The organism is Sulfitobacter sediminis, from assembly GCF_040811725.1.
GTDB lineage: Bacteria > Pseudomonadota > Alphaproteobacteria > Rhodobacterales > Rhodobacteraceae > Sulfitobacter > Sulfitobacter sediminis.
The window spans coordinates 217,253-238,434 of the sequence record NZ_JBFNXX010000007.1 but is presented as its reverse complement, the minus strand read 5'-3'; the positions used below and the strand labels follow the sequence as shown (position 1 = coordinate 238,434).

Sequence of the window (21,182 nt, the reverse complement as noted above, 5' to 3'; positions counted from 1 at the left end):
TGACCGCAACCGTATCAACAGAAAGAAACAGGAACGGATTCTACACCTGATCGGCCCGGATCAGGGGGCTGGGTCAAAAATTACCGAGTGCCCACCTGGTCGCCGATTGTGGCTGGCGCTGTGATAGCGATGACCGCATCAATTTTTGGTGTCGGCGGTGGGTTCCTTCTGGTCCCATACATGGCAAGCTTCCTGGCGATGCCTATGCATATCGTTCCTGCGACAGCTGCTGTCGCCATCTTCGTCTCATTACTTGTCTCGATAAGCAACTTTCTCGCTCTAGGCGCAACGCTTGACTACGATCTCCTCCTGCCGCTGGCATTCGGGGTAATCTTTGGCGCCGTTGTTGGTCCACTGATCAACAGAGCTTCGAAGAATAGCTGGTTGCAAATTACTATGGGCGTGATCGTTGCCGCGATTGGTCTGAAATACACTTTGCTATGAACGGAAGGCAGACACCGGGTAAGTTGCACTTAGTCGTTTTCTAAGGCCGAGAAAGAAATTTCTGCGCGGAATTCGCTTTTGAAGATAAGAGCTGTATCGGCAACGGCAGCAATGCTACGATGGGCGGTCATCTGATGGTTTTGCTCAGATGTTTCCATTGGCCTTAAGCGTGAGTTCGGGACGTGTGTACATCAGAGCCTACAAGTCCATGGAGTAGAAACGAAAGTACTGCTGCAATTCGGGCACAAGATTGTAGCTGGAACTCTCCGGGTAAACATCGATCTCTTCAAAACCCAATTTCTCATACAAGCTTCGCATCTCGACATTATTTCTCAGTGTGTCGACTAAAAGGGTCTTCAAACCCATCTCTTTGGCAGCACCAATCCTTAGCTCAACGAGTTCTCGTCCAATGCCAAGTCCTCGAGCGCTCGGACGCACAAAAAGGCGTTTCAATTCGCCTTTCTCGCTGCCGACAGACTTCAGCGAACCGCATCCAAGAAGATCTCCGTCTTCACTTCTCGCGAGAAACAAGCGCCCATTTGGCGGCAAGAACTGATCTATTTCTCGCCAAAACTCTTCGATTGCCTTTCGTCCACCCGCAGGGGCTTTGCCACCCATCGTAGCGATGCGAGAAACCATCAAGTCGTAATACTCTCGAAGAAGCGCATCCATCGGTTCTTTTTCTGGCTGTGACCTCAGGTTTTCATATTCGACTTTCATACGCACCTCACGAAATCGTTTTTCATTCTAGGTTAGGATAAATTCATCGCCCCAATCATCTCGGTTCGCTGTTCGAATGCGGTCGGTCTCTCAACCGCATCGAGCATCCATTGCGCGACATCGCCCGTGGATATCTTGGATGTCTTTTCAAACCTATCGACAATCTGGACACTGCCGCTTGGGTCACCGTTGACCAAAGCCACCGGACGCACCGCGAGTGTATCCAATCCACTCGCATCCAGAACCTCTTCCATGTTGCCCAGATCACGAAAAATCGCTCCGACGCTGCTGCTTTGAATGACGTTGCGCATGTCTGCGTCGACCGTTTCCCAACTATCACCAACCCCAGCAGAGCTGATGACAACGGCCCTCTCAATGCCATTGGCCTTCATGGCTTCGACAATTCCAATCGCACAACGTTCTGTGAAATCCTCAGGAGAGAGCAGAGTTGACCATGGATCAGACGGATCTTTCTTTCGTATGCCAAGGCAGGATACGATGGCATCCATTTCTCGGGAAGCTTGCTTCAAAACCGAGGCATCCAGAACGTCTCCCTGAAGTACATCCAGTCCCGTTCGTTCGCCTAAACCGCCAGAGGAACGAACGATTGCCTTGATCGTGTGGCCTCGTTCCAGTGCCATGTCGACAAATTGCCGACCCGTATTGCCGGTCGCCCCGAGGACTAGAATATTCATGTTCTTTGCTTCCTTTTCCAGCAGGCCCCAACTGGATAACATTATCGGCATACCAACAAGATACGGGAGCACTGTAATGGCAAAAGGATATCTGGTCGCGCACATCCGTGTTCATGACAAAGACGCCTTTGAGGAGTTCAAGCAACTGTCGGGTGCGGCGATCAAAGCCCACAACGGAAAGGTCTTGGTAAGAAACCCGTCACCGGACCATCGCGAGGGCGGCGCACAAGGCCTTGCCATCGTGATCGAGTTCGAAAGCATTGATGCGGCTCGGGCATTCTATGAGTCCGATGCCTACACTGAGGCACGTGCCGTCAGAGAGAAGATTTCCGACACAGACCTGATCCTCGTAGAGGGACTATAGAGGCTAGCGTCTGTCGCAACTCAGACAGCTGGAGGAGCAACTTTGGCCGATATGGATTTCTGGTACTCCATCGGTAGCACTTACAGCTACCTGACTGTCATGCGACTTCCCGAGGTCGAGCGAGCGCACAATGTGAAGTTTCGTTGGCGACCTTTCGACGTTCGGCATGTGATGGTCGAACAGAACAACATCCCCTTCAAAGGCAAACCGGTCAAAGCTGCGTACATGTGGCGCGACATCGAACGACGAGCGAAAAAATACGGGCTCTCGCCCAAGGTACCGGCCCCTTACCCTTTGCCGGGTTTGGTTTTGGCCAATCAAGTTGCAATGGTTGGCGTCAACGAAGGTTGGGTCGAAGACTACACCCGGGCGACTTACAAGCGCTGGTTTGAAGCTGGCGAACCAGCCGGTGAGGAACCAAACCTGTCTTCCAGCCTTGAGGAAATCGGTTGTGATCCCGCCAAAGTTCTCGCTGCCGCACAATCTGAGAGCATCGCGAATGCTCTCTCTGCTGCGACTGAAGAGGCGATGAAACTCGGTGTATTCGGTTCTCCAACTTTCGTAGTGGATGGCGAAGTGTTCTGGGGTGACGACCGGTTGGAAGATGCGGTGATGTGGGCTCAATCGATTGAAAAATGAATGTCTGTGTGCACCTCACAAGCAGCTTACGTGTCCAGCAACTAGCCGAAACTTGGAGGCAGGCTCTAGCGGTCCCATAGAGAGAAATGTGCATTTGTGCTATCAAGCACAGGAACTAGGGAGGGGATAAAATGGCAACGTATGAGGGATTTGCGGAACTGGAAACGAAGGGCTGGTCTGACGATACGATCTCGTCGGGCTACGTGAACATGTTTGCCGAGGCGAGTGACATGGCCATCCCTCACATTGTGTCCAACGTTGGAGGTGCCGGTAAGGTTCTTGATCTTTGCTGCGGACAAGGCAACGTCACGGAGGCGCTTGCCAAAGCCGGGCATGCGGTGATTGGGGCGGATTTCTCAGCCAAGATGCTCTCGCACGCCCGCGACAAATTTCCAGACGGAGAGTTTGTTGAAGCTGACGCCCAAAATCTCCCCTTTGGCGATGCTGAATTCGATGCCGTTGTTTGTAGCTTTGGGCTCATGCATGTCCCTGATCAGCCAAAGGCACTTTCTGAAATTCGCAGGGTTCTGAAGCCAAAGGGACAATTCATCATGACTTCGTGGTGTGGCCCGGACGTATCTCCTGTCTTCCAAGTGTTTTACAGCAGTGTCCAGGAGCATGGTGACCCTTCTGTGACGATGCCTGACAGCCCGAATTTCCATCAGTTTGCGAACGAGGAAATGGCAAAGTCGATCCTGTCAGGCGCGGGGTTTGAGGTGCAAAAGCAAGAACAGCTCGATTGTTCTTGGGTGTTGGAGGAGCCCGAAGATCTGGCTGAGATCTTCCAAAACGGAGCTCCTCGAGGAGGTTATCTGCTGTCTCAACAACCCGAGGCAAACAATGCAGCGATTAAAGCGGCCGTTGCCGAAAAAGTCCGTAGCCGCTTTTCTGACGGCGACAAGTGGCGTGCTCCCATACCTGCATCTTTGGTCGTCGCTCAAGCCAACTAAACGCCTACGGTACTCGATTTCCGGCTGACATCACCAACACAGGAACTTAGTGTGTGATGAGGCAATCGAGGAGCGGGAATGGCCAAGCTGGGCGCGGATACGCATGTGCTATTGGACGGGGAGGTGAAGGTCTACAAACGCGGCAATAGCAAGCGCTGGCAAGCTACGTTCAAGATCAACGAGCACTGGGTGCGCATCAGCACGGGCAAGCGCGATCTGGAAGAAGCCAAGACTGTCGCCCGCGAGCAATACCTCGACTACAAATTCCGCGCCAAGCACGACCTGCCCGTTGTCACCAAGCGTTTCGAGGATGTTGCGCGGCTGGCTATTTCGGACATGCAGAGGCAATTGGATGCGGGTGCAGGGCGCAAGGTCTTCAAGGACTACATCAAGGCGTTGAACAAGTACTTCATCCCGTTCTTTGGCAAGACCTTCATCACCAATATCGACCACGACAAAATCCTGGCGTTCAACGCTTGGCGGGCAGAGCAGATTGGGCGCGAGCCAAAAGCATCGACGCTGAACACGCACAACTCAGCCATGAACAAGGTGTATGCGGAAGCAGTCGCTCGTGGCTTCATCACGCAAGGCAAGGTGCCTATCCTCGCCAACAAAGGCGAAGGCGCAAAACGGCGTCCTGACTTCAGCCGTGAAGAATATCGGTCGATGATCAGTAAGCTGCCGCACTGGATCGACAAGGGCAAAGGCGGCAAGTCACGCGACATGCGCTATCTGCTGCGCGACTACGTGCTGATCTTGGCCAACACCGGCATGCGACACGGCACAGAAGCGCAGAACCTGCGCTGGAAGCATGTGACCGTCTTTAAGGAAAACGATCTTGAATACGTGGAGTTCTATCTTCACGGCAAAACCAAGCCGCACGAAGCCATCGGTCGTGCTGGCACAATCGACTACCTCAAGCGTATTCATTCACGCACCGATGCGATCAAGGACATCGACTTCTACGAGATGCTCAAGCAGAAGCTGGACTTACCAGTGTTTTGCTTGCCCGATGGGACGGTAACTGAGCATCTGCGTCAGACCTTCAAAGCGTTCTTGAAAGACGCTGGGCTGCTCAAGTGTCCCAAGACAGGGCAGGATCGCACGCTCTACAGCTTGCGTCACACATACGCGACATTCGCGCTGGTCAATGACGGCATGGATATCCACGCATTGACCAAGCAGATGGGCACGTCGATTGGCATGATTGAACGGCACTACAGCCACCTAACCCCGCGCATGAAGAAAGACATGTTCACTGGCAAACGGTATGAATTGTCTGCTGAAGAGTATGAGGCGCAGAAGGCTTCGGGCGGTGAAATCTAGCTATTAGAGCTGGAAACACCGAAAGCGGACCTTCGATGCACATCACAAGAGCGTCTGCCTTGCGGACGAAGCGCATAGGCTTGGTACTGCCGGAAAGTCGGAGAGTGCCTCAACATGCCAGCATTACTCATCGTCGATGAGACGATCACTGAGCAAGAACTGTTTGAAGAATACAAGCGGGCGGTTGTGCCAACGATAGAGAAGTATGGTGGCCGTTTCTTGGCCAGAGGGGAAGCGCTGAGAACACTGGAGGCTAACGGCACTTGGAACCCAGACCGCCTTGTGATTGTGGAGTTTCCGGATATGGCGACCCTAAAGGCTTGGTATGAAAGTCCAGAGTACGCTCCCGCACGTGAAATCCGTCTACAATCGGCGAGTAGTACCTTGATTGCGATGGAGACAGGAGTGGCTATCCAGTCCAACAATTAACTGAGCAAATGCCATCCAAAAACGGAGTCAGTTTGCGAAGGTACGCCCTAGAGTTCTCGCCTTCACCAGAAGCGCCTGCCTTTCGTCGTCGCCTTCCAAGGTATCGTGAAGGAGTTCCAGTCTGGCGTTCGTGATACCGCAGAAGTTCATCACTCCGACGACCAACTGCGTCTCCATAGCAGTTGTATAGCCGCGCTTCTTGAACGACGCGGACCCAGTTGCTGCGAGACCAACCAACAGTGCTCGGTCAAGCGTTAGCTTTTGGTTTCCATAAGCCCAATCGGCATTCCAGACCCTGTCGATCCAACCTTTGGTCATTGCTGGCACTGACCACCACCAAACTGGGAAGATGAAGGCAACCGCGTCGTTTCTCTCCACTCGGGCCTGCTCTCGACGTACTGCGTCAGAATATGATTGTGGGCCGCCACTAAGGTCCGGCTCATCTTCAACGGGCATGCGGGGATCAAATCGCTCAGCATGCAAGTCTGCGATCTCAGGAATGTTCCCGCTTTCCTCTAAGCCTGCCACGAACTGATCAAGCACAACGCCTGACAGCGATTTCCGTCTCGGATGATCAAAGACGACTAAGACGTTCATGACGGCCCTTCCGCGCTACCACTTCCGCATCATAACACAAGAAGGTCGTTTGAGCTGACGAGTGCGAGCTGAAGCATTGTTATCGTGCGGTCCACGCAGCGACTGCTGGTACAGAGACATGCTTCCAAACACAGTTGCAGAAAGTGTGTTCAAACACAGTGTTTTAGGTTAGTGTGTTGAACACAGTTTTTGTCCAACCCAGCGCAGCATAGCTTCATCGCACAGTTTATCGCACACCTCAAATTTAGCCAAAATAGCCATTTAAAAACAAGCGCTTAAAATTAACACAAGTCTTGAAAATTCTCGTGTCGGTGGTTCGATTCCGCCCCCGGGCACCACTTCTCCCAATGCGTCTGTTTCAGCTCATGTTCCTGCGCTATTCCTTGGCGACTGAGCTTCGGATGGTTCTGGTGAGAGGTCCTGGATGAGTGAATTCACATCGGTTGGGGTAGTCGGGGGCGGGCTTGTCGGGATGAGCTGGGCGAGCCTTTTTCTGGCACGGGGATGCCGGATTGTGGTCGTTGATCCGGATGAGGCCGCCCGTGTCCGGCTTGACGTCTTTCTTAACCACGCGTGGGAAAGCCTCGGCGCGCTTGGATTGATCGTTGGCGATCAAAAGCCCGAGCCCATTGTGAGCAACGATTTTTCCGCTCTTGCGGGTGTTGACTTCGTTCAGGAGAACGGTCCGGAACGGATTGAGATCAAGCGGGATATCGTTGCGAGGCTGGAGGACGTCCTGGACCCCGACACTGTTATCGCGTCAAGCACGTCCTCTCTCAAAGCGAGCGATATCCAGAGCGGAGCGCGCCATCCGGGGCGCATTCTTGTCGCGCATCCGATGAACCCGCCGCATCTCGTGCCCATGGTGGAACTGGTGGCGGGAGAGCTAACCAGCGAGGAAACAGTCACGACAGCGGAGCGGTTCTATGCGCAGATGGAGCGGGTGACGATCCGCGTCAAGCGGGAGGTGCCGGGGCATCTTGCGAACCGGCTGACCTCGGCGCTTTATCGCGAGGCGGTTCATCTGGTCGCGGAAGGCATCGCGGATGTGGAGGACATCGACAAGGCGGTCGCCTATGGGCCGGGCATGCGCTGGGCCCTCATGGGACCGCATCTGACCTACCACCTCGGTGGCGGAACCGGTGGGTATCGGGGATACCTCGATCACCTGGGCCCCACGCAGGAAGCCCGCTGGGCGGAATTGGGGCAGCCGACCCTTTCCGAGAGCGTAAAGGAGGCGCTGGTGGAGGGCGTTGACCGGGAGCTTGTCCAGATGGATGAGGCAACTCTGGTGGCGCGGCGGGATGCGGCCTTGGTGGCGCTTGCAAAGCTGAAGAAAGACTTCGGTTTGTGAGAGGGGCACTGCGTTCCTGGGGTTTGCTTTGCCAAGGAAATGCTGCGTCCACGGCTTGAGAAGCAGGGCGTTGATGGTCATCGGACGGGGTAGGACGCACGGAATATCTCCTGGACGGGGGGGTGACCGAATGTCCGGTCGGGATACTGGGCGACGAGCCGGTCGAATTGATGTTGTGCGCGTGTCCGGAGCGCCTCATGATCGACCCTGGGAATGGCCCCGTCTTCCATGACAAACCGCCCGTCGATGACCACCGTGCGCACGTCACGTCCGCATCCGTTCAGAAGTATGGTCTGGATCGGGTCGATGATCTGGCCCATGGCGGGGTCGTCCAGCCCGATCACGACAAGGTCGGCCCGCGCACCGGGCGCGAGGCGGCCGAGATCGCTTCGCCCCAGGGCTGCGGCCCCGCCGAGGGTCGCGGCATCGTAGAGGTCACCTGCCCTGACGGCGTCCGGCTTGCCTTCGGCAAGGCGCGCCGTCATCAGGCCAATCTGCATGTTTTGGATCATGTCGGGGGGATGCGTGTCGGTGCCCATCCCGATGGTCATGCCGGAAGCGCGGAAAGTACCGAAGGATTGCAGGGCGGCGCCGCCGCGGGCCATCACCAGCGGGCAATGCGCAAGCGACGCGCCGCTGTCGGCGAGGATTTGCAGGTCGGGTGCCCGATGGTCGATCCCGTTGCAGCCTGAGATATGCGTCAGATGCGGCAGGATCGTCCGAGCGGTGAAGAAGTCGAGGTCGCGCAGCCATTCGGGTGGCGACATGCCCTGCAGGCGCAGGACGGACTGGTACTCGAAGGCCGACTGGCAGCAGTGCAGGCGCACCGGTATATCGAGATCGCGCCCGACATCCGCTGTGCGGCGCAGGAGGTTGGCGGTGCAGGTTTCGATCCGGTCGGGTGCCAGCATGGTGCGGATAAGACCCCCGGCGCGCCCCTCGAAAGCCTGCGCAAACCGGCGGGCCTGTTCCAGGCCGTCCAATCCGCGATCTTCATCGAAGTAGAAGTCGATTTCCGTGTTCTCGCGGACGAAGGTATTGCCGCTGCGATAGGCGGGGCCGAGGTAGACGCGCAGGCCGAGGTCTTGTGCCGCCTCGGCGGCACCCTCGAATTCGTCCGATGTTTCGCCCCATTCGCGGTAGAAGAGCGAGGCGATGGGCAGGGCCGTGGTGATGCCGTTGCGGATGAGCCGGGTGAAGGCGTAGCGTTTCTGCCAGCGCAGTTCCTCGGGCGTATACATCTCGCGCGGGCCCGCCTGCATGTAACTTTCCGGCCAGACCCGCCCCTTGCGCCAGCCCGGTTGGTTGTCGAGCGCCAGCACGGTGGTGTCGAGGTCTGACAGCGCGTCGAGGTCGATGAACCCCGGTCCGACCAGCGATTGCCCGTAGTCGATCCGGCGGGCGACGTCGCCGTCAAAGCCCCGCCCGACGAAGAGGATTTCGCCATCCTCGAACACCACCTCGCCCTGCGGCAGCAGGATGTGCCCGTCCTCACGGTGCCCCACCACCCAGTCCGCCGTCAGCAGGACCCGCCCGCTCTGCCGTCCGGCGGCTGTCATGGCGCATCGCGGAGGGCGCGGCCCTCCTGCGCCACGACGCGGCCGCCTTTCAGCACCAGCTTGCGCGGCGGGTGGCTTACGACCGCATGTGCGGGTGTCTCTGCCTTGACGAGCACCAGATCGGCGCGGCAGCCTTCGGTCAGGCCGTATTTTTCCAAACCCATGACCCGCGCGCCACCATGGGTGCAGCACCAGAGCGCATGTTCGACATCCTCGTCCCTGCGGAAATTGTTGCGCAGCCCAAGGAGCATCGCGCGTTCCAGCATGTCGGCATTTCCATAGGGGCCCCAGCAATCGCGTATTCCGTCCGACCCGGCACAGAGCGTCACACCTGCGCTGCGCAGATCGTCGGCCAGCGGCACGGGGCGGAAGGGGGTGGCAACGGTGGCGATGTGGATGCGCGCCTCCGCCAGATCGGCGATGAGCGCCAGCGCGCGCTCCCGGTCGGGCATACCGAGGCAGAAGGCGTGGCTGATCGTGACATGGCCCTGCATGGCATGGGCGCGGGTGCGCTCGAGGATCAGCTCGATGGAGAATGCGCCCAGCTCCCCGGGTTCGTGCAGGTGGATGTCGATCGGTTTGCCGTACCGCTCGGCCAAACCGAAGACCGCATCAAGGTGACCTTTCGGATCGCGGTCCATGCTGCAGGGGTCGAGGCCGCCGACCACGTCTGCGCCGTCTTGCAGGGCCTGATCCATCAGGTCGATTGTTCCGGGGCGGACCAGCAGGCCGGACTGGGGGAAGGCGACGATCTGGAGGTCGATCAGCCCGGCAAGCGCCTCGCGCGTGCGCGTCACGCCTTCGAAGCCTTCCATGCCGCAGTCGGTGTCCATATCCACGTGACTGCGGATCGCGGTGGAGCCATGGCCCAGCGACAAGAGCGCCTGCCGCATGGATTGCCGGTGCGGGTCGATGTCCCACTCGCGGCGGAGGCGGCGCTCTGTGTCGATCTTGTCCTTCAGGGTCGGGCCCGCCTGATGCGGACGCCAGCCCATGCCCAGCAGGGTCTTGTCGAGATGGGTATGCGCCTCGACCAGTCCCGGCAGCAGGATGGCGTTTTCGCCGTCGAGGGTCCGCGCATCGGGCGCGTCTGGCAGGCCGGGCGCGATGCGGGCGATATGGCCGTCGCGGATCAGGACATCGACGGTCTTGCCCCCCTCGGGGCGGACGTTGCGGAGAATGAGCGTATCCTCTGCCATGCCCAACCCCTCAACGCCTTGGCCGGTCGGCCAGATCGGCGCTTTCGGTCAGCACGAACTGGCGGTCGGCGACGATGTAATTGTCGGCATGAAGGCGCGCGACGGGCTGGTAGATTTCGGGCCGGACGTAGTGGCCGTCCGCGTCGAGGCAGGTGTCGCGCACATGCATTTGCACCACTTCGCCCAACACAATCACCCGGCTGGGGTACTCGATCAACCGTTCGACACGGCATTCCATCGAGGCCGGAGCCTCTGCCACGCGGGGCGGGGCGATCTTGAGCGAGGGCGCATGGCTCAGCCCTGTCAGCGTGATCTCATCCACGTCCGCGTCAAAGGGATGGCCGCAATCCACCATCTGCTGCGCCAGTGCCATGTCGCAGAGGTTCACGACGAATTCACCGCTGCGGCGGATGTTGCGGATTGTGTCCTTTTCGGTGCCATCAGGCCGGGTCTGGATGCCGAGGATCACGATGGGCGGGTCTTGCGAGAAGACGTTGAAGAAGCTCATGGGTGCTGCATTGGCCGTTCCGCTGTCGCTCATCGTCGTCACCAGCGCGATGGGGCGGGGGGCCACGAAACCGCACAGCAGGCGGTAGCGGTCCCGCGGGGGGAGGGCTTCGAAGTCAAACTCCATCGCGGGTCCCCTCAGCGAAATGCGACAAGATGCTCACCCCGCCTCGCGCAGATGACAGGCGACCAGACCGCCGTTCCTGGCCGGTTTTAGCGGCGGCTCGCTCTCCGAGCAGCGCGGTTCCGCGATCGGGCAGCGCGAGGCGAAACGGCAGCCCTTGGGCAGGTTCAGTGGATCGGGCGGGTCGCCGGGGATCAGGATGCGCCGGGTCTCCTCGCGCCGCTTGGCATCAACGGAAGGCACGGCGGAGAGAAGCGCCTCGGTATAGGGATGCTGCGGGTCGGAGAAGAGCGCGATGCGGTCGGCGTGTTCAACGATCTTGCCCATATACATGACCGCCACGCTGTCGCACATGTGCTGCACGACGCCGAGGTCATGGCTGATGAAGAGGTAGGTCAGCCCGAAATCCTTTTGCAGGCGGCGCAGCAGATTGAGGATTTGTGCCTGCACCGCGACGTCGAGGGCGCTGACCGGCTCGTCACAGATGATGACCTCGGGCCGGGTGGAAAGCGCGCGGGCGATACCGATGCGCTGACGCTGGCCGCCGGAGAACTGGTGCGGGAAAAGCCGCTTTTGCTCGGGCCGCAGGCCCACGGCGGCGAACAGCTCGTCCACGATGGCGGCCTTTTCGGCGACAGACTTGTCGGTCAGGCTGTCGAGCGGTTCGCGCACGATGTCCTCGGCCCGCTGGCGGGGGTTGAGCGAGGAATAGGGGTCCTGAAAGATCACCTGCACCTGCCGGCGCATCGCCTTCAGCTGCTCCTGCTGGAGCGGCAGGATGTCCTTGCCCTCCAGCCGCACCTCGCCCGTGGTCTCGCCTGTGACCAGCCGCGCGATGGCGAGCGCCGCCGTGGTCTTGCCTGATCCGCTTTCGCCGACGATGGCCAGTGTCTCGCCCTTGCGGACGGTGAAATTCACGCTGTCCACGGCCGTGAGGTACGTCTTTGCGCCCCATCCGCCGCCTTTCTTGCGTACCGGAAAGCGGACTGACAGATTTTCGATTTCCAGAAGCTCGGCCATCAGACTTCCTCCGCGCGCCAGCAGGCGGCGCTTTGACCGTTGGCGAATGCGGCCTCGGGGGGACGCGCGCGCAGGCATTTGTCCACCACCATGGTGCAGCGCTCCGCGAAGAGACATTTGTCCTGCCCAAATTCGCCGAGGCCCGGCACGATGCCGGGGATCTCGGTCAACTCCTCCCGTTCGAAGGTCGGATCGGCCATGATGTGCGGCACGCAGGAGATAAGACCCTTGGTATAGGGATGCCTTGCGTGTTCGATGATCTGCTGCACCGGACCGACCTCGGCTTTACGACCGGCGTACATGACGATCATCCGCTCGGCCATTTCGGCCACTGCGCCCATGTCGTGGGTGATCATGATGATCGAGGTGCCGAATTCGCGGCGCAGATCACGCAGCAGATCGAAGATCTGCGCCTGCACAGTGACGTCAAGGGCGGTTGTCGGCTCATCCGCGATCAGGATTTTCGGTTTGCAGGCCAGGGCGATGGCGATCATCACGCGCTGGCGCTGGCCGCCCGACATCTGGAAGGGGTAGTCGTTGACGCGGCCCTTGGGGTTGGGGATGCGCACCGCGTCAAGAAGCTCGATGGCGGCGTCATGCGCGGCCGTCTTTCCAAGGTTTTCATGCTCGCGCAGCACTTCGGCGATCTGTTCGCCCACGGTGTAGACCGGGTTGAGCGAGGTCATAGGCTCCTGAAAGATCATCGAGATGTCGTTGCCGCGCAGGTCACGCAGGCGCTTCTCGCTCGCCTTGGTCAGGTCCTCGCCGTCGAAGATGATGCGGCCCGAGGCGATGCGCCCGATCCCTTCGGGCAGCAGTCCCATGATCGCGAGCGCGGTCATCGACTTGCCGCAGCCGCTTTCGCCGACAAAGGAGATGTTCTCACCATGCCCCAGCTCGAAGCTCAGATCGTCGATCACCGGGGCCACGCCCGCACGGGTCGACAATTCGATACGCAGGTTTTCGACCTTCAGAAGCGGTTCCATCAGCGCTGCCTCAGACGGGGGTTGAGCGCGTCGTTCAGACCGTCGCCGACAAGGCTGATCGCCAGCACGGTGATAAAGATCGCGAGGCCGGGGATGGTCACGGTAAAGCTGCTTTCAAGAATGTATTGCCGGTTCGACCCGATGATCTGGCCCCAGCTGATCACGTTGGGATCGGTGAGGCCAAGGAACGACAGGCCCGCCTCGAAGAGGATGGCGGAGCCGACCATGAGCGCGGATTGCACGATGATCGGCGGCAGGGCGTTCGGCAGGATCACGCGGAACATCAGCTTCAGCCCCGAGGCTCCCGAGGCGCGGCTGGCCATGACGTATTCCAGTTCCCTGATCCGCAGGAACTCGGCCCGGGTGATCCGGGCCACGGCGGTCCAGCTGACAAGGCCAATGGCGAGTGTGATCATCGGCAGGCTCGCGCCGAAGAGCGCGACGATGACCATGGAGAAGAGCAGCGTGGGCAGCACCTGAAAGAACTCGGTGAAGCGCATCAGGGCTTCCTCTACGAAGCCACCGTAGAAGCCCGCGAGCGCACCGATGGTCACGCCGATGACCACCGTGACGATGGCGGCCGAGAGCCCGATGATCAGGGTGACCCGCGCTCCATGGATGATCTGCGCCAAGAGGTCGCGGCCGAGGTAATCGGTGCCCAAGAGGAAGCCGTCCACACCGGGCGGAGAGAAGGGCGCCCAGGCCATCTCGAAGGGCTGGCCGGGATAGAGATAGGGGCCGAAGATTGCGCCAAGCACGATGAGGCAGAGCACCACCAGCCCCGCCATTGCGGCGTGGTTGCGCTTGAACATGTCCCAGGCTTCGGAAAGCGGGGACTGGGCCTTGGGGACGGGTTGGCTGGTCTGGTCGGTCATCCCCGGCCTCTCATTCTGGGATCGACCGCACGGAGGGCGAAGTCGGTCAAAAGGTTGCCGACGATCACCATCAGCGCGGAAAAGAACAGGATGCCAAGGATCGTGGGCGTGTCGCGGGCGATGATCGACTGGAAGGCAAGCGTGCCAAGACCCGGCCAGGCAAAGACCGTCTCGACCAGCACCGCACCCGAGACGACGGCGGAGAATTGCAGGCCCGCCAGCGTGATCACCGGCGACAGCGCGTTTTTCAGCGCGTGCTTGTAGACGACGGAGCGGGTGGAAAGGCCCTTGGCCTTGGCGGTACGGACGTAATCGCTGCCCAGCGTCTCCATCATCGTGGCGCGGGACAGGCGGGAATAGAGGGCGAGGAAGATCGAGGACAGGGTGATGACCGGCAGCACGAGGTGGCGTGCCACGTCCCAGAAGTGCGCCCAGAAGCCCCCGATCAGCGTGACGTCGCGCATGCCAGCCACAGGGAACCACTGGATTTTCAGCGAGAAGCCGATGAGCAGCAGGATGCCCGTCCAGAACACCGGTGCGGAATAGCCGAAGAGGGCGAAGAAAGTCACGAAATGCGACAGGATGCCGTTCGGCCGCCGGGCCGAGATGACGCCCAGCACCACGCCGATGATCAGCGCGAGCAGTTGTGCGAGAAAGACCAGCAGCAGTGTCGCGGGCAGACGCTGGAGGATCAGCTCTGTCACCGGCATGGAATAGAAGAAGGAATAGCCGAGATCAAAGCGCAGGACCCGCGCCATGTAGCTGCCAAGCTGGACGATAAAGGGCTGGTCCAGCCCGTAGTCCGCCCGGATACGGTCGAGGATTTCCTCGTCGGCGCCCCCCATCGACTGCGCGATGGTGTCGGCCACGTCCCCCGGCGCCAGGTGGATCAATGTGAAATTGAGCACCAGCACGGCCAGCAGAAGGGCGACCGCGTAGAACAGGCGTGTCGCGATGGTTCGGATGAAGTCCAAGGCCCGTGATCCTTATGCGCGTCTATCGCAGGTCGGGCGGACCGGTGGCCGGTCCGCCCGGTTCACTTCAGCTCATTCCTTAAGCCAGACACGGTCCATCGGGGAGGACGTGGACCAGATGCCGCCCACCGGGGGGTTCTGCACCTTGTTGGAGTAGAAGGTGTGCATGGGCACGGCGTTCAGGTAGTAGATCGGCACCTCTTCGTTCACGATCTCCTGGAACTCAGCGTAAAGCGCCTTGCGCTTTTCCTGGTCGTTCTCCTGCGCCGCCATTTCCAGCAGTTCGTCCACGCGGGCGTTGGAATAGCCCTGCGTGTTCGACCACACACCCTTGGCGATGTTGCTGGTCATGTAGGTCCGGTTCACGCCGATCACCGGGTCACCCCAGTTGTAGACGCTGTCGAGCGACATGTCGAAATCCATCGTGCCCATCAGCTTCGCCCAGCTGGGGAAATCCGGCACGGATTCGATGGTGACGTTGATGCCGACCTTGCTGAGCGCCTGCTTGATGTACTCGGTCTGCGGCTTGTAGCCCGGGAAGGGAACCAGCTCCATCGTGATATCGAACCGCTTGCCGCCTTCCATCGGGAAACCGGCCTCGTCCAGCAGGGTGTTGGCCTTGTCGACGTCGAGATCATAGGCGTTGACGTTCGCGTTGTAGAGCGGGCTGTCGGGGTGCACGCCGGTTTTCGCATCCTTGGCGGTGCCGCGCATGATCGCCTTGTGGATGAAGTTCTTGTCGATCGCATAGGCGATGGCCTGACGCACGCGCACGTCCTGAAGCGGACCGCGGGTGGTGTTCATCGCCAGCCAGTCGATGGGGCCGATGCCGCCATAGCCGTCGCCCGAGACACTGATGCCATCGGCATTCATCATGCGGTTGACCAGTGTCGGCTCCGCCTCGAAGGTGGAGAGATGCAGCTCGCCGTTCTCAAGCGCGATGGTGCGCGATGAGCTGTCGGGGATGATGCGTGCGACGATCCGGTCGAGGTAGGGCAGGCCTTCCTCCCAATAGCCGTCATAGCGCTCCATGATCACGTGCTCGCCAGGCTTGAACTCCACCAGCTTGAAAGGGCCGGAGCCCACCACGTCCTCGTTGTTGCGCGGATGGTTCTTGGGGTCCTGACCGTCGCCGTAGATGTGCTCGGGGATGATCGACATCAGCTGCCCGGACATCGCCAGCATCAGCGCGGGGTGCGGATGGGCGAGGTTCAGGACGGCAGTATGCTCATCGGGTGTATCGACCGAGGTGACCGGTGCGAACATGGATTTGAAGGGGTGGTATTCCTGGATGATCTTGACCGAGAAGGCGATGTCAGAGGATTTGATCGGCTCGCCATCGTGGAAGGTCGCGTCCTCCTGAAGGTTCAGCGTGACCTTGAGGCCGTCCTCGCTGACCTCCCAACTTTTGGCGAGGTAGGGTTGCGGGTTCCAGCCGTCGTCATAGCGCAGGGGTGCTGCGAAAAGCTGCGCACCCACAAGGCCGGTCACGATGCCCGACTGCACCGCGGGGTTCAGTACGCGCGGCGTGCCGGTCAGGGCGGCGACAAGCGTGCCGCCCGCCTTGGGGGTCTCCTGGGCCGAAACCCCGGTGGCCAGCAGGGCCGCCGTCGCGGTTGCCGCCAGAAAATTCTTCAGTTGATGCTTCACGTGGTATCACTCCTTGTTGGCTCTATTCTTGTTTTTATGAATCGAGCGTAGATCATTCTCATTCCCGCAAAAAACAGATTTATTGCCAGCTATTCCATGGTTTTTTAGGGTTTATGGCTGTGGTCGAACCGCAAGCGCGTCAAAGGCGCCATCCTGCTGAAGCCCCGCACAGACGTCCATGAAGGTCTGCACGATCTTTGGGCGCCGGACGTTGGCGATGGTGGCGATGCCGAACCATTCCACTTCGCTTGCGTCGCTTATGGGCACGGCGCGGTATCGGGCGTTCTCATCCTGATAAGGCTGTGGCCGGATGTTGAGGATGGTGTAGCCGAACCCGCCCGACACCAGCGCGCGGGCGATCTCGGCCGACCGGGTGGAGTGGGCGATCTGCGGGGTGCAATCGCAGGCGTTGAAGAGGCCCACGAAATAGTCCCGGGTCAGGGGAAGGTCGAGCAAGACCATGGGTTTGCGCGACAGCTCCTTCAGGGTGACGCTTTTCCGTTTGGACATGGGATCGTCGGTTGAGATCAGCGCAAAGGGCGGTGGCTGGAACAGCGGCAGGAAGTCGTGCCCGGCGTGGAGCACGCGCGGGTAGGTGAAGGCGAGGTCCGCCTTTCCCTCGTCAAGGAAGGTCGCGATGGCCTCCATGTTTCCTTCCAGAACCTGTACCGACATCTGCGGAAAGTCCCGGTTGATGCTGCGCAGGATTGGCGGCAGGAAGGCGGGTGCTGCCGTTGCATAGCAGGCGATGCGCACGAGCCCGGCGGCATCGCCCCCGACCGAGCGCAACTCCGCATCGAACTGGCGCGCCTGGTCGAGAAGGTTGCGGATCAACTCGAGGGCGTCGGCCCCCGCGGGCGTGGGTTGAATCCCCTTGGCCGGGGTGCGCACGAAGAGGTCATAGTCGAGCCAAGTCTCGAGCGAGTCGATGGCCGCCGTGATCGAGGATTGCGAGATCGACAACTCCGCCGCCGCCTTGGCGATGGAGCGCAACCGGCCTGCGGCTTCCACATAGCGGAGCTGCTTGAGGGTGAAGTTCAGCATGCCTCAATCCTCGGAAAAATAGCACTTATGGGTCAGTTAATAACATTTTTCCAAGCAAGCAAAGCTGGCTAGCGTTTTGGGGTGATCGTCAAAAGAAGAGTTGCCCAATGACCCAGACCACCATTTTCTCCGCCAGAAAAATCATCACCATGAACCCCAACCGCCCCGTGGTCAGCCATGTCGCGGTGCGGGACGGGCGTATTCTGGGGGCAGGCACACTGGATGAATTGGCAGGCTGGGGCGATTACACGCTCGATGACCGTTTTGCCGATCTGGTGATCATGCCGGGGCTGGTCGAGGGGCATGCGCATACGATGGAAGGGGCGCTATGGTCCTTCACCTACGTCGGCTGGTTCGACCGGATGGACCCCGATGGCAAGACCTGGTCGGGGTTGAAAACGGTCGACGATGTGATCGCGCGGCTTGCCGAGGCAGAAGCTCGGATCGAGGATCCGGACGCGCCGCTGCTAGGCTGGGGGCTTGATCCGATCTACATGGATAACGTGCGCGTGTCGCGTCATGACCTCGACCGGGTGTCCAAGACGCGGCCTGTCGGGGTGCTGCATGCCTCCGGCCATATCCTGAACGTCAACACCAAGGGGCTGGAACTGGCCGGGTTGCTGAAGGAGGGGACCAACCATCCGGGCATTCCGTTGGGTGAGGATGGCCTGCCGACGGGCGAGTTGAAAAGCCCCGAGATCATCATGCCCGCAGGCAAGCATGTGGGCATGGATCGCGCCTTTCTCGCCTCGGACGAGAACGGATTGCGTAACTATGCGCGGCTTTGCGTGCGGGCCGGGGTGACGACATCCTCGGACCTGGGCCAGCAGTTGAACGATGATCTTGTCGCCATGTTCGAGCGGGTGACGGGAGAGGACCGGTTCCCCGTCTGCCTTGTGGCCTTTCGCATCAACTTTGGCGTCGGGCCGCAGGAACTGGTCGATTACACCGCGTCGTTGACCGACCGCTCCACCGACCGGCTGGAACTGGGCAAGATCAAGGTGGTGGCCGACGGCTCGATCCAGGGCTTCTCCGCCCGGCTGTTATGGCCCGGCTACTACAACGGCGCGCCCAACGGGCTGTGGTACGTGACCCCTGACCAATTGGCGGAGATCTATAAGCGCGCGCTGGCGGCGGGGGTGCAGGTGCATACCCACACCAACGGGGACGAGGCGACGCAGCTCACCATCGAGACGCTCGAAGCGGCGCTGCGCGAGCACCCGGACTTCGACCACCGCTTCACCCTGCAGCACTGCCAGCTCGCCTCCGAGGCGCAGTTCCGCAAGATGGGGCGGCTGGGGATGTGCGTGAACCTCTTTGCCAATCACCATTTCTACTGGGGCGACGAACACTACCGCCTGACCGTCGGGCCCGAGCGGGCGGAGCGCATGAACGCCTGTCGTGCCGCACTGGACGCGGGCGTGCCGATGACGATCCACTCCGACGCGCCGGTGACACCGCTCGGGCCGCTCTTTACCGCGAGTGCGGCGGCCACCCGGCACACCGCTTCGGGCCGCACGCAGGGCGAGGCGCAACGGATCAGCGTGGCCGAAGCGCTCTATGCCGTCACCATGGGTGCTGCGATCACCATGAAGATGGACGACCGCATCGGGTCCATCGAGACCGGCAAGCGGGCCGATTTCGCGGTGCTGCACGACGATCCGACCGAAGCGACACCCGAAAGCCTCAAGGACATTGGCGTCTGGGGTACGGTGCAGGGCGGGCGCATCTTCGAGGCATCGGGCATCTGATGAAACTGCCCGTCACCGTCATCTCCGGCTACCTCGGCGCGGGCAAGACGACGCTGATCAATCACCTGCTGCGCAACGCGAACGGCTTGCGGCTGGCGGTGCTGGTTAATGAGTTCGGGGAGCTCTCCATCGATGAGGACCTGATCGAGGCCGAGGAAGACGGGCTGATGTCGATCTCCGGCGGCTGCGTCTGTTGTGCTTTCGGCGGTGACATGATCGGGGTGCTCGAAGACATCCGCGACAGCACGCTCGGCTTCGATCACGTGCTGCTCGAAGCTTCCGGCGTGGCGCTGCCGGGGTCGATCATGACGACCGTGGGTCTGGTGGACGGGTTGCGCCCGGATGCGAGTATCGTGCTGGCGGATGCCGAGCAGGTCCAGCGTAATGCCGCGAACAAATACCTTGCCGATACGGTTCTGCGGCAGTTGGAGCAGGCGGATATTCTTCTGGTGACCAAGACCGATCTGGTCAGCGCCGAGCGCCTTTCGCAGGTCGAGGACTGGTTGAGGATGCAAGCCCCGCAGGCCCGCGTTCTGCGCGCCGAGCGTGGGAAGGTGCCGCTGGAGGCGGTCGTTGGCGCGATCCCGCTGGTTGGTCGGTACGGCAGCGCGCCCATGTCCAAAAGCGCCTTCGCCAGCACGGTGCTGTCACCTCGCGGCCCCATGAATGCCGAGGACCTCGCCCGTACGCTCGCCGGGGTTGATGCCATCACCCGCGCCAAGGGCTACGTGGAGACGGACGAGGGCCTCGCCTTGATCCACGTGGTCGGGGAAAGGTACGAAGTTGAGATCGCCGATGGGCCGCACGAGGTCGGCGTGGTGTGCATCGGCGCCAGGGCGCTCTTCGATGCGGAGCTTGTGCAGAACCTTGTCCGCGCGGAGGCGTGACATCGCGCGTGTTGTATCAACTTCGCCTTGCAGGGTTCCGACCATGACTTGCACGCGGTCGTCTTGGGGCGCCAAACCAGAAAGGACCTAACCGGGACACATGATCTGAACGCTCTGTAGAATGAGGCGAGCATTGCGGCATGCGAAGCACCTTGGGGAAATCGGGAAGGTCCTGGTCAATCGCGGCACGCTGTAACGAAGGCAGCGAAGTCCTCTGCAAAACGATCGGGAGCGTCCAGAAAGGGCGCGTGACCGAGGTTCAGGTAAGGCACATACCGGCCACCGGGGATGAGGTCGGCTGCCCTTTCGCCTGTGGCTGCCGTGACCACTGCATCGGCTGTCCCATGAATGACCAGACCCGGGCAATTCATCGCGCCGTAGACCGGTCCGAAATCAAGGTCGGTCTGGAAAAGCGCACGTCGCACATGGGCGGGGCACAGCATGTTCGCGCCGACCAGTTCGGCGTAGTAGCTGCGCTCAAGCGGGTGCGCGGTGCAGGCCTCGACAAAGCGTGCCGTGGCGGCGAGGCGCAGTGGGACCTCTTCGGAAAAGAGGTCCTTGTCCAAGGCCGGGCTGGCAGGTCCGACCATCCAGTCCTCGCGCGCGGCACCGATCGCGAGGATCCCACCGACAAGGGCGACACCCGAAAGGTGGGCATCGCCGAAGCTGGCAAGATGAGCGGCGATGACACGCGAGCCGTAGGACCAGCCACAAAGAACGGGACGATCGAGATTGGATGCGGTGATGACGGCCTGCACGTCACTGCCCCAGAGATCGCTTTCGGTGTAGGCCTCAACGCTCTGCGGTTTGTCTGACGCCCCGTGACCACGCAGGTCCATGCAAACAATGTGAAAACGCTTCGAGAGCCGCTCTACAATTGGCCGCCAGCAGATGAACTGCTGTGCCCAGCCATGGATCAGCAGAATGCCCGGAAGGCCTGGGTCGCCTGTGGTCGTGTACGCGATGCGGGTGCCGTCGGAGGATCTGGTAACGAGGGTCGTCATGGCATTTGTCCCGGGTCGCTGGTCTTCTCATTGTGCTGGGCGAAGCCGTTCTTGCCAAGCAGGTCTTTGGCCGGAGTTGAAAAC

21 protein-coding genes and 1 pseudogene are annotated in these 21,182 nt (G+C 60.4%); 9 read left to right on the top strand and 13 right to left on the bottom strand.

The window, feature by feature from the left end; all coding sequences use genetic code 11:
- Window positions 1-84: 84 nt before the first annotated feature.
- Window positions 85-444: pseudogene (locus AB2B41_RS11845) on the top strand (TSUP family transporter); the annotation flags it as partial.
- 198 nt (window positions 445-642) lie between these two features.
- On the opposite strand, the gene AB2B41_RS11840 reads toward AB2B41_RS11845, so the two are convergent.
- Complete coding sequence (locus AB2B41_RS11840; protein ID WP_367878006.1) at window positions 643-1,164, bottom strand: GNAT family N-acetyltransferase; 522 nt, start codon at window positions 1,162-1,164, stop codon at window positions 643-645.
- Window positions 1,165-1,196: 32 nt separating this feature from the next.
- Window positions 1,197-1,859 carry an NAD(P)-dependent oxidoreductase gene (locus AB2B41_RS11835; RefSeq protein ID WP_367878005.1) on the bottom strand — a complete coding sequence of 221 codons (663 nt, stop codon included), beginning with the start codon at window positions 1,857-1,859 and terminating at the stop codon, window positions 1,197-1,199.
- Window positions 1,860-1,935: 76 nt separating this feature from the next.
- Here AB2B41_RS11835 and AB2B41_RS11830 point away from each other — a divergent pair, with 76 nt between their 5' ends.
- The 5 genes from AB2B41_RS11830 to AB2B41_RS11810 all read left to right on the top strand — a co-directional run bounded on the left by AB2B41_RS11830 (window position 1,936) and on the right by AB2B41_RS11810 (window position 5,567).
- The gene (locus AB2B41_RS11830) at window positions 1,936-2,223 is read left to right on the top strand and encodes a DUF1330 domain-containing protein (protein WP_050932167.1); all 288 of its coding nucleotides are present in this window, start codon (window positions 1,936-1,938) and stop codon (window positions 2,221-2,223) included.
- Between the two features lie 51 nt (window positions 2,224-2,274).
- Window positions 2,275-2,862: a 2-hydroxychromene-2-carboxylate isomerase gene (locus AB2B41_RS11825; protein ID WP_367878010.1), complete on the top strand. Its 588-nt coding sequence runs from the start codon at window positions 2,275-2,277 to the stop codon at window positions 2,860-2,862.
- 131 nt (window positions 2,863-2,993) lie between these two features.
- Window positions 2,994-3,812 (top strand): class I SAM-dependent methyltransferase, encoded by an 819-nt coding sequence (locus AB2B41_RS11820; protein WP_367878004.1) that lies wholly within the window; start codon window positions 2,994-2,996, stop codon window positions 3,810-3,812.
- A 78-nt stretch (window positions 3,813-3,890) separates the two neighbouring features.
- Complete coding sequence (locus tag AB2B41_RS11815) at window positions 3,891-5,138, top strand: tyrosine-type recombinase/integrase (RefSeq protein ID WP_367878003.1); 1,248 nt, start codon at window positions 3,891-3,893, stop codon at window positions 5,136-5,138.
- 114 nt (window positions 5,139-5,252) lie between these two features.
- Window positions 5,253-5,567: a DUF1330 domain-containing protein gene (locus tag AB2B41_RS11810; RefSeq protein WP_367878002.1), complete on the top strand. Its 315-nt coding sequence runs from the start codon at window positions 5,253-5,255 to the stop codon at window positions 5,565-5,567.
- 27 nt (window positions 5,568-5,594) lie between these two features.
- Here AB2B41_RS11810 and AB2B41_RS11805 read toward each other — a convergent pair whose 3' ends face one another.
- Window positions 5,595-6,164, bottom strand: coding sequence for an NAD(P)H oxidoreductase (locus AB2B41_RS11805; RefSeq protein WP_367878001.1), 570 nt, complete (start codon window positions 6,162-6,164; stop codon window positions 5,595-5,597).
- A gap of 424 nt (window positions 6,165-6,588) precedes the next feature.
- Here AB2B41_RS11805 and AB2B41_RS11800 point away from each other — a divergent pair, with 424 nt between their 5' ends.
- The gene (locus AB2B41_RS11800; protein ID WP_367878000.1) at window positions 6,589-7,518 is read left to right on the top strand and encodes a 3-hydroxyacyl-CoA dehydrogenase NAD-binding domain-containing protein; all 930 of its coding nucleotides are present in this window, start codon (window positions 6,589-6,591) and stop codon (window positions 7,516-7,518) included.
- 77 nt (window positions 7,519-7,595) lie between these two features.
- Here AB2B41_RS11800 and AB2B41_RS11795 read toward each other — a convergent pair whose 3' ends face one another.
- From AB2B41_RS11795 to AB2B41_RS11755, 9 genes are all read right to left on the bottom strand, one after another.
- The gene (locus AB2B41_RS11795) at window positions 7,596-9,077 is read right to left on the bottom strand and encodes an amidohydrolase family protein (RefSeq protein ID WP_367877999.1); all 1,482 of its coding nucleotides are present in this window, start codon (window positions 9,075-9,077) and stop codon (window positions 7,596-7,598) included.
- Window positions 9,074-10,276 (bottom strand): amidohydrolase family protein, encoded by a 1,203-nt coding sequence (locus tag AB2B41_RS11790; RefSeq protein ID WP_367877998.1) that lies wholly within the window; start codon window positions 10,274-10,276, stop codon window positions 9,074-9,076. Before AB2B41_RS11790 ends, AB2B41_RS11795 begins: the two co-directional genes overlap by 4 nt.
- Before the next feature lie 10 nt (window positions 10,277-10,286).
- On the bottom strand, window positions 10,287-10,910 hold the full coding sequence (locus tag AB2B41_RS11785; RefSeq protein WP_367877997.1) for a flavin reductase family protein: 624 nt from the start codon (window positions 10,908-10,910) through the stop codon (window positions 10,287-10,289).
- 33 nt (window positions 10,911-10,943) lie between these two features.
- The gene (locus AB2B41_RS11780; protein ID WP_367877996.1) at window positions 10,944-11,927 is read right to left on the bottom strand and encodes an ABC transporter ATP-binding protein; all 984 of its coding nucleotides are present in this window, start codon (window positions 11,925-11,927) and stop codon (window positions 10,944-10,946) included.
- Window positions 11,927-12,913: an ABC transporter ATP-binding protein gene (locus AB2B41_RS11775; RefSeq protein WP_367877995.1), complete on the bottom strand. Its 987-nt coding sequence runs from the start codon at window positions 12,911-12,913 to the stop codon at window positions 11,927-11,929. Before AB2B41_RS11775 ends, AB2B41_RS11780 begins: the two co-directional genes overlap by 1 nt.
- Window positions 12,913-13,788 (bottom strand): ABC transporter permease, encoded by an 876-nt coding sequence (locus tag AB2B41_RS11770; protein WP_367877994.1) that lies wholly within the window; start codon window positions 13,786-13,788, stop codon window positions 12,913-12,915. Before AB2B41_RS11770 ends, AB2B41_RS11775 begins: the two co-directional genes overlap by 1 nt.
- Window positions 13,785-14,762: an ABC transporter permease gene (locus AB2B41_RS11765; RefSeq protein ID WP_367877993.1), complete on the bottom strand. Its 978-nt coding sequence runs from the start codon at window positions 14,760-14,762 to the stop codon at window positions 13,785-13,787. The genes AB2B41_RS11770 and AB2B41_RS11765 overlap by 4 nt, the downstream gene beginning before the upstream one ends.
- Before the next feature lie 72 nt (window positions 14,763-14,834).
- A complete protein-coding gene (locus AB2B41_RS11760) occupies window positions 14,835-16,412 on the bottom strand; it encodes an ABC transporter substrate-binding protein (RefSeq protein ID WP_367877992.1) in 1,578 nt (525 codons plus the stop codon).
- 111 nt (window positions 16,413-16,523) lie between these two features.
- Window positions 16,524-17,456 (bottom strand): LysR family transcriptional regulator, encoded by a 933-nt coding sequence (locus AB2B41_RS11755; RefSeq protein ID WP_367877991.1) that lies wholly within the window; start codon window positions 17,454-17,456, stop codon window positions 16,524-16,526.
- A 107-nt stretch (window positions 17,457-17,563) separates the two neighbouring features.
- Between AB2B41_RS11755 and AB2B41_RS11750 the strand changes: the two genes are divergently transcribed.
- Entirely contained in the window at window positions 17,564-19,207 is a 1,644-nt protein-coding gene (locus tag AB2B41_RS11750; RefSeq protein WP_367877990.1) for an amidohydrolase, read from the top strand.
- Complete coding sequence (locus tag AB2B41_RS11745; RefSeq protein WP_367877989.1) at window positions 19,207-20,094, top strand: CobW family GTP-binding protein; 888 nt, start codon at window positions 19,207-19,209, stop codon at window positions 20,092-20,094. The genes AB2B41_RS11750 and AB2B41_RS11745 overlap by 1 nt, the downstream gene beginning before the upstream one ends.
- 176 nt (window positions 20,095-20,270) lie before the next feature.
- Here the strand turns inward: AB2B41_RS11745 and AB2B41_RS11740 are convergent, their stop codons facing one another.
- The gene (locus AB2B41_RS11740) at window positions 20,271-21,098 is read right to left on the bottom strand and encodes an alpha/beta fold hydrolase (protein ID WP_367877988.1); all 828 of its coding nucleotides are present in this window, start codon (window positions 21,096-21,098) and stop codon (window positions 20,271-20,273) included.
- Window positions 21,099-21,182: the final 84 nt, after the last annotated feature.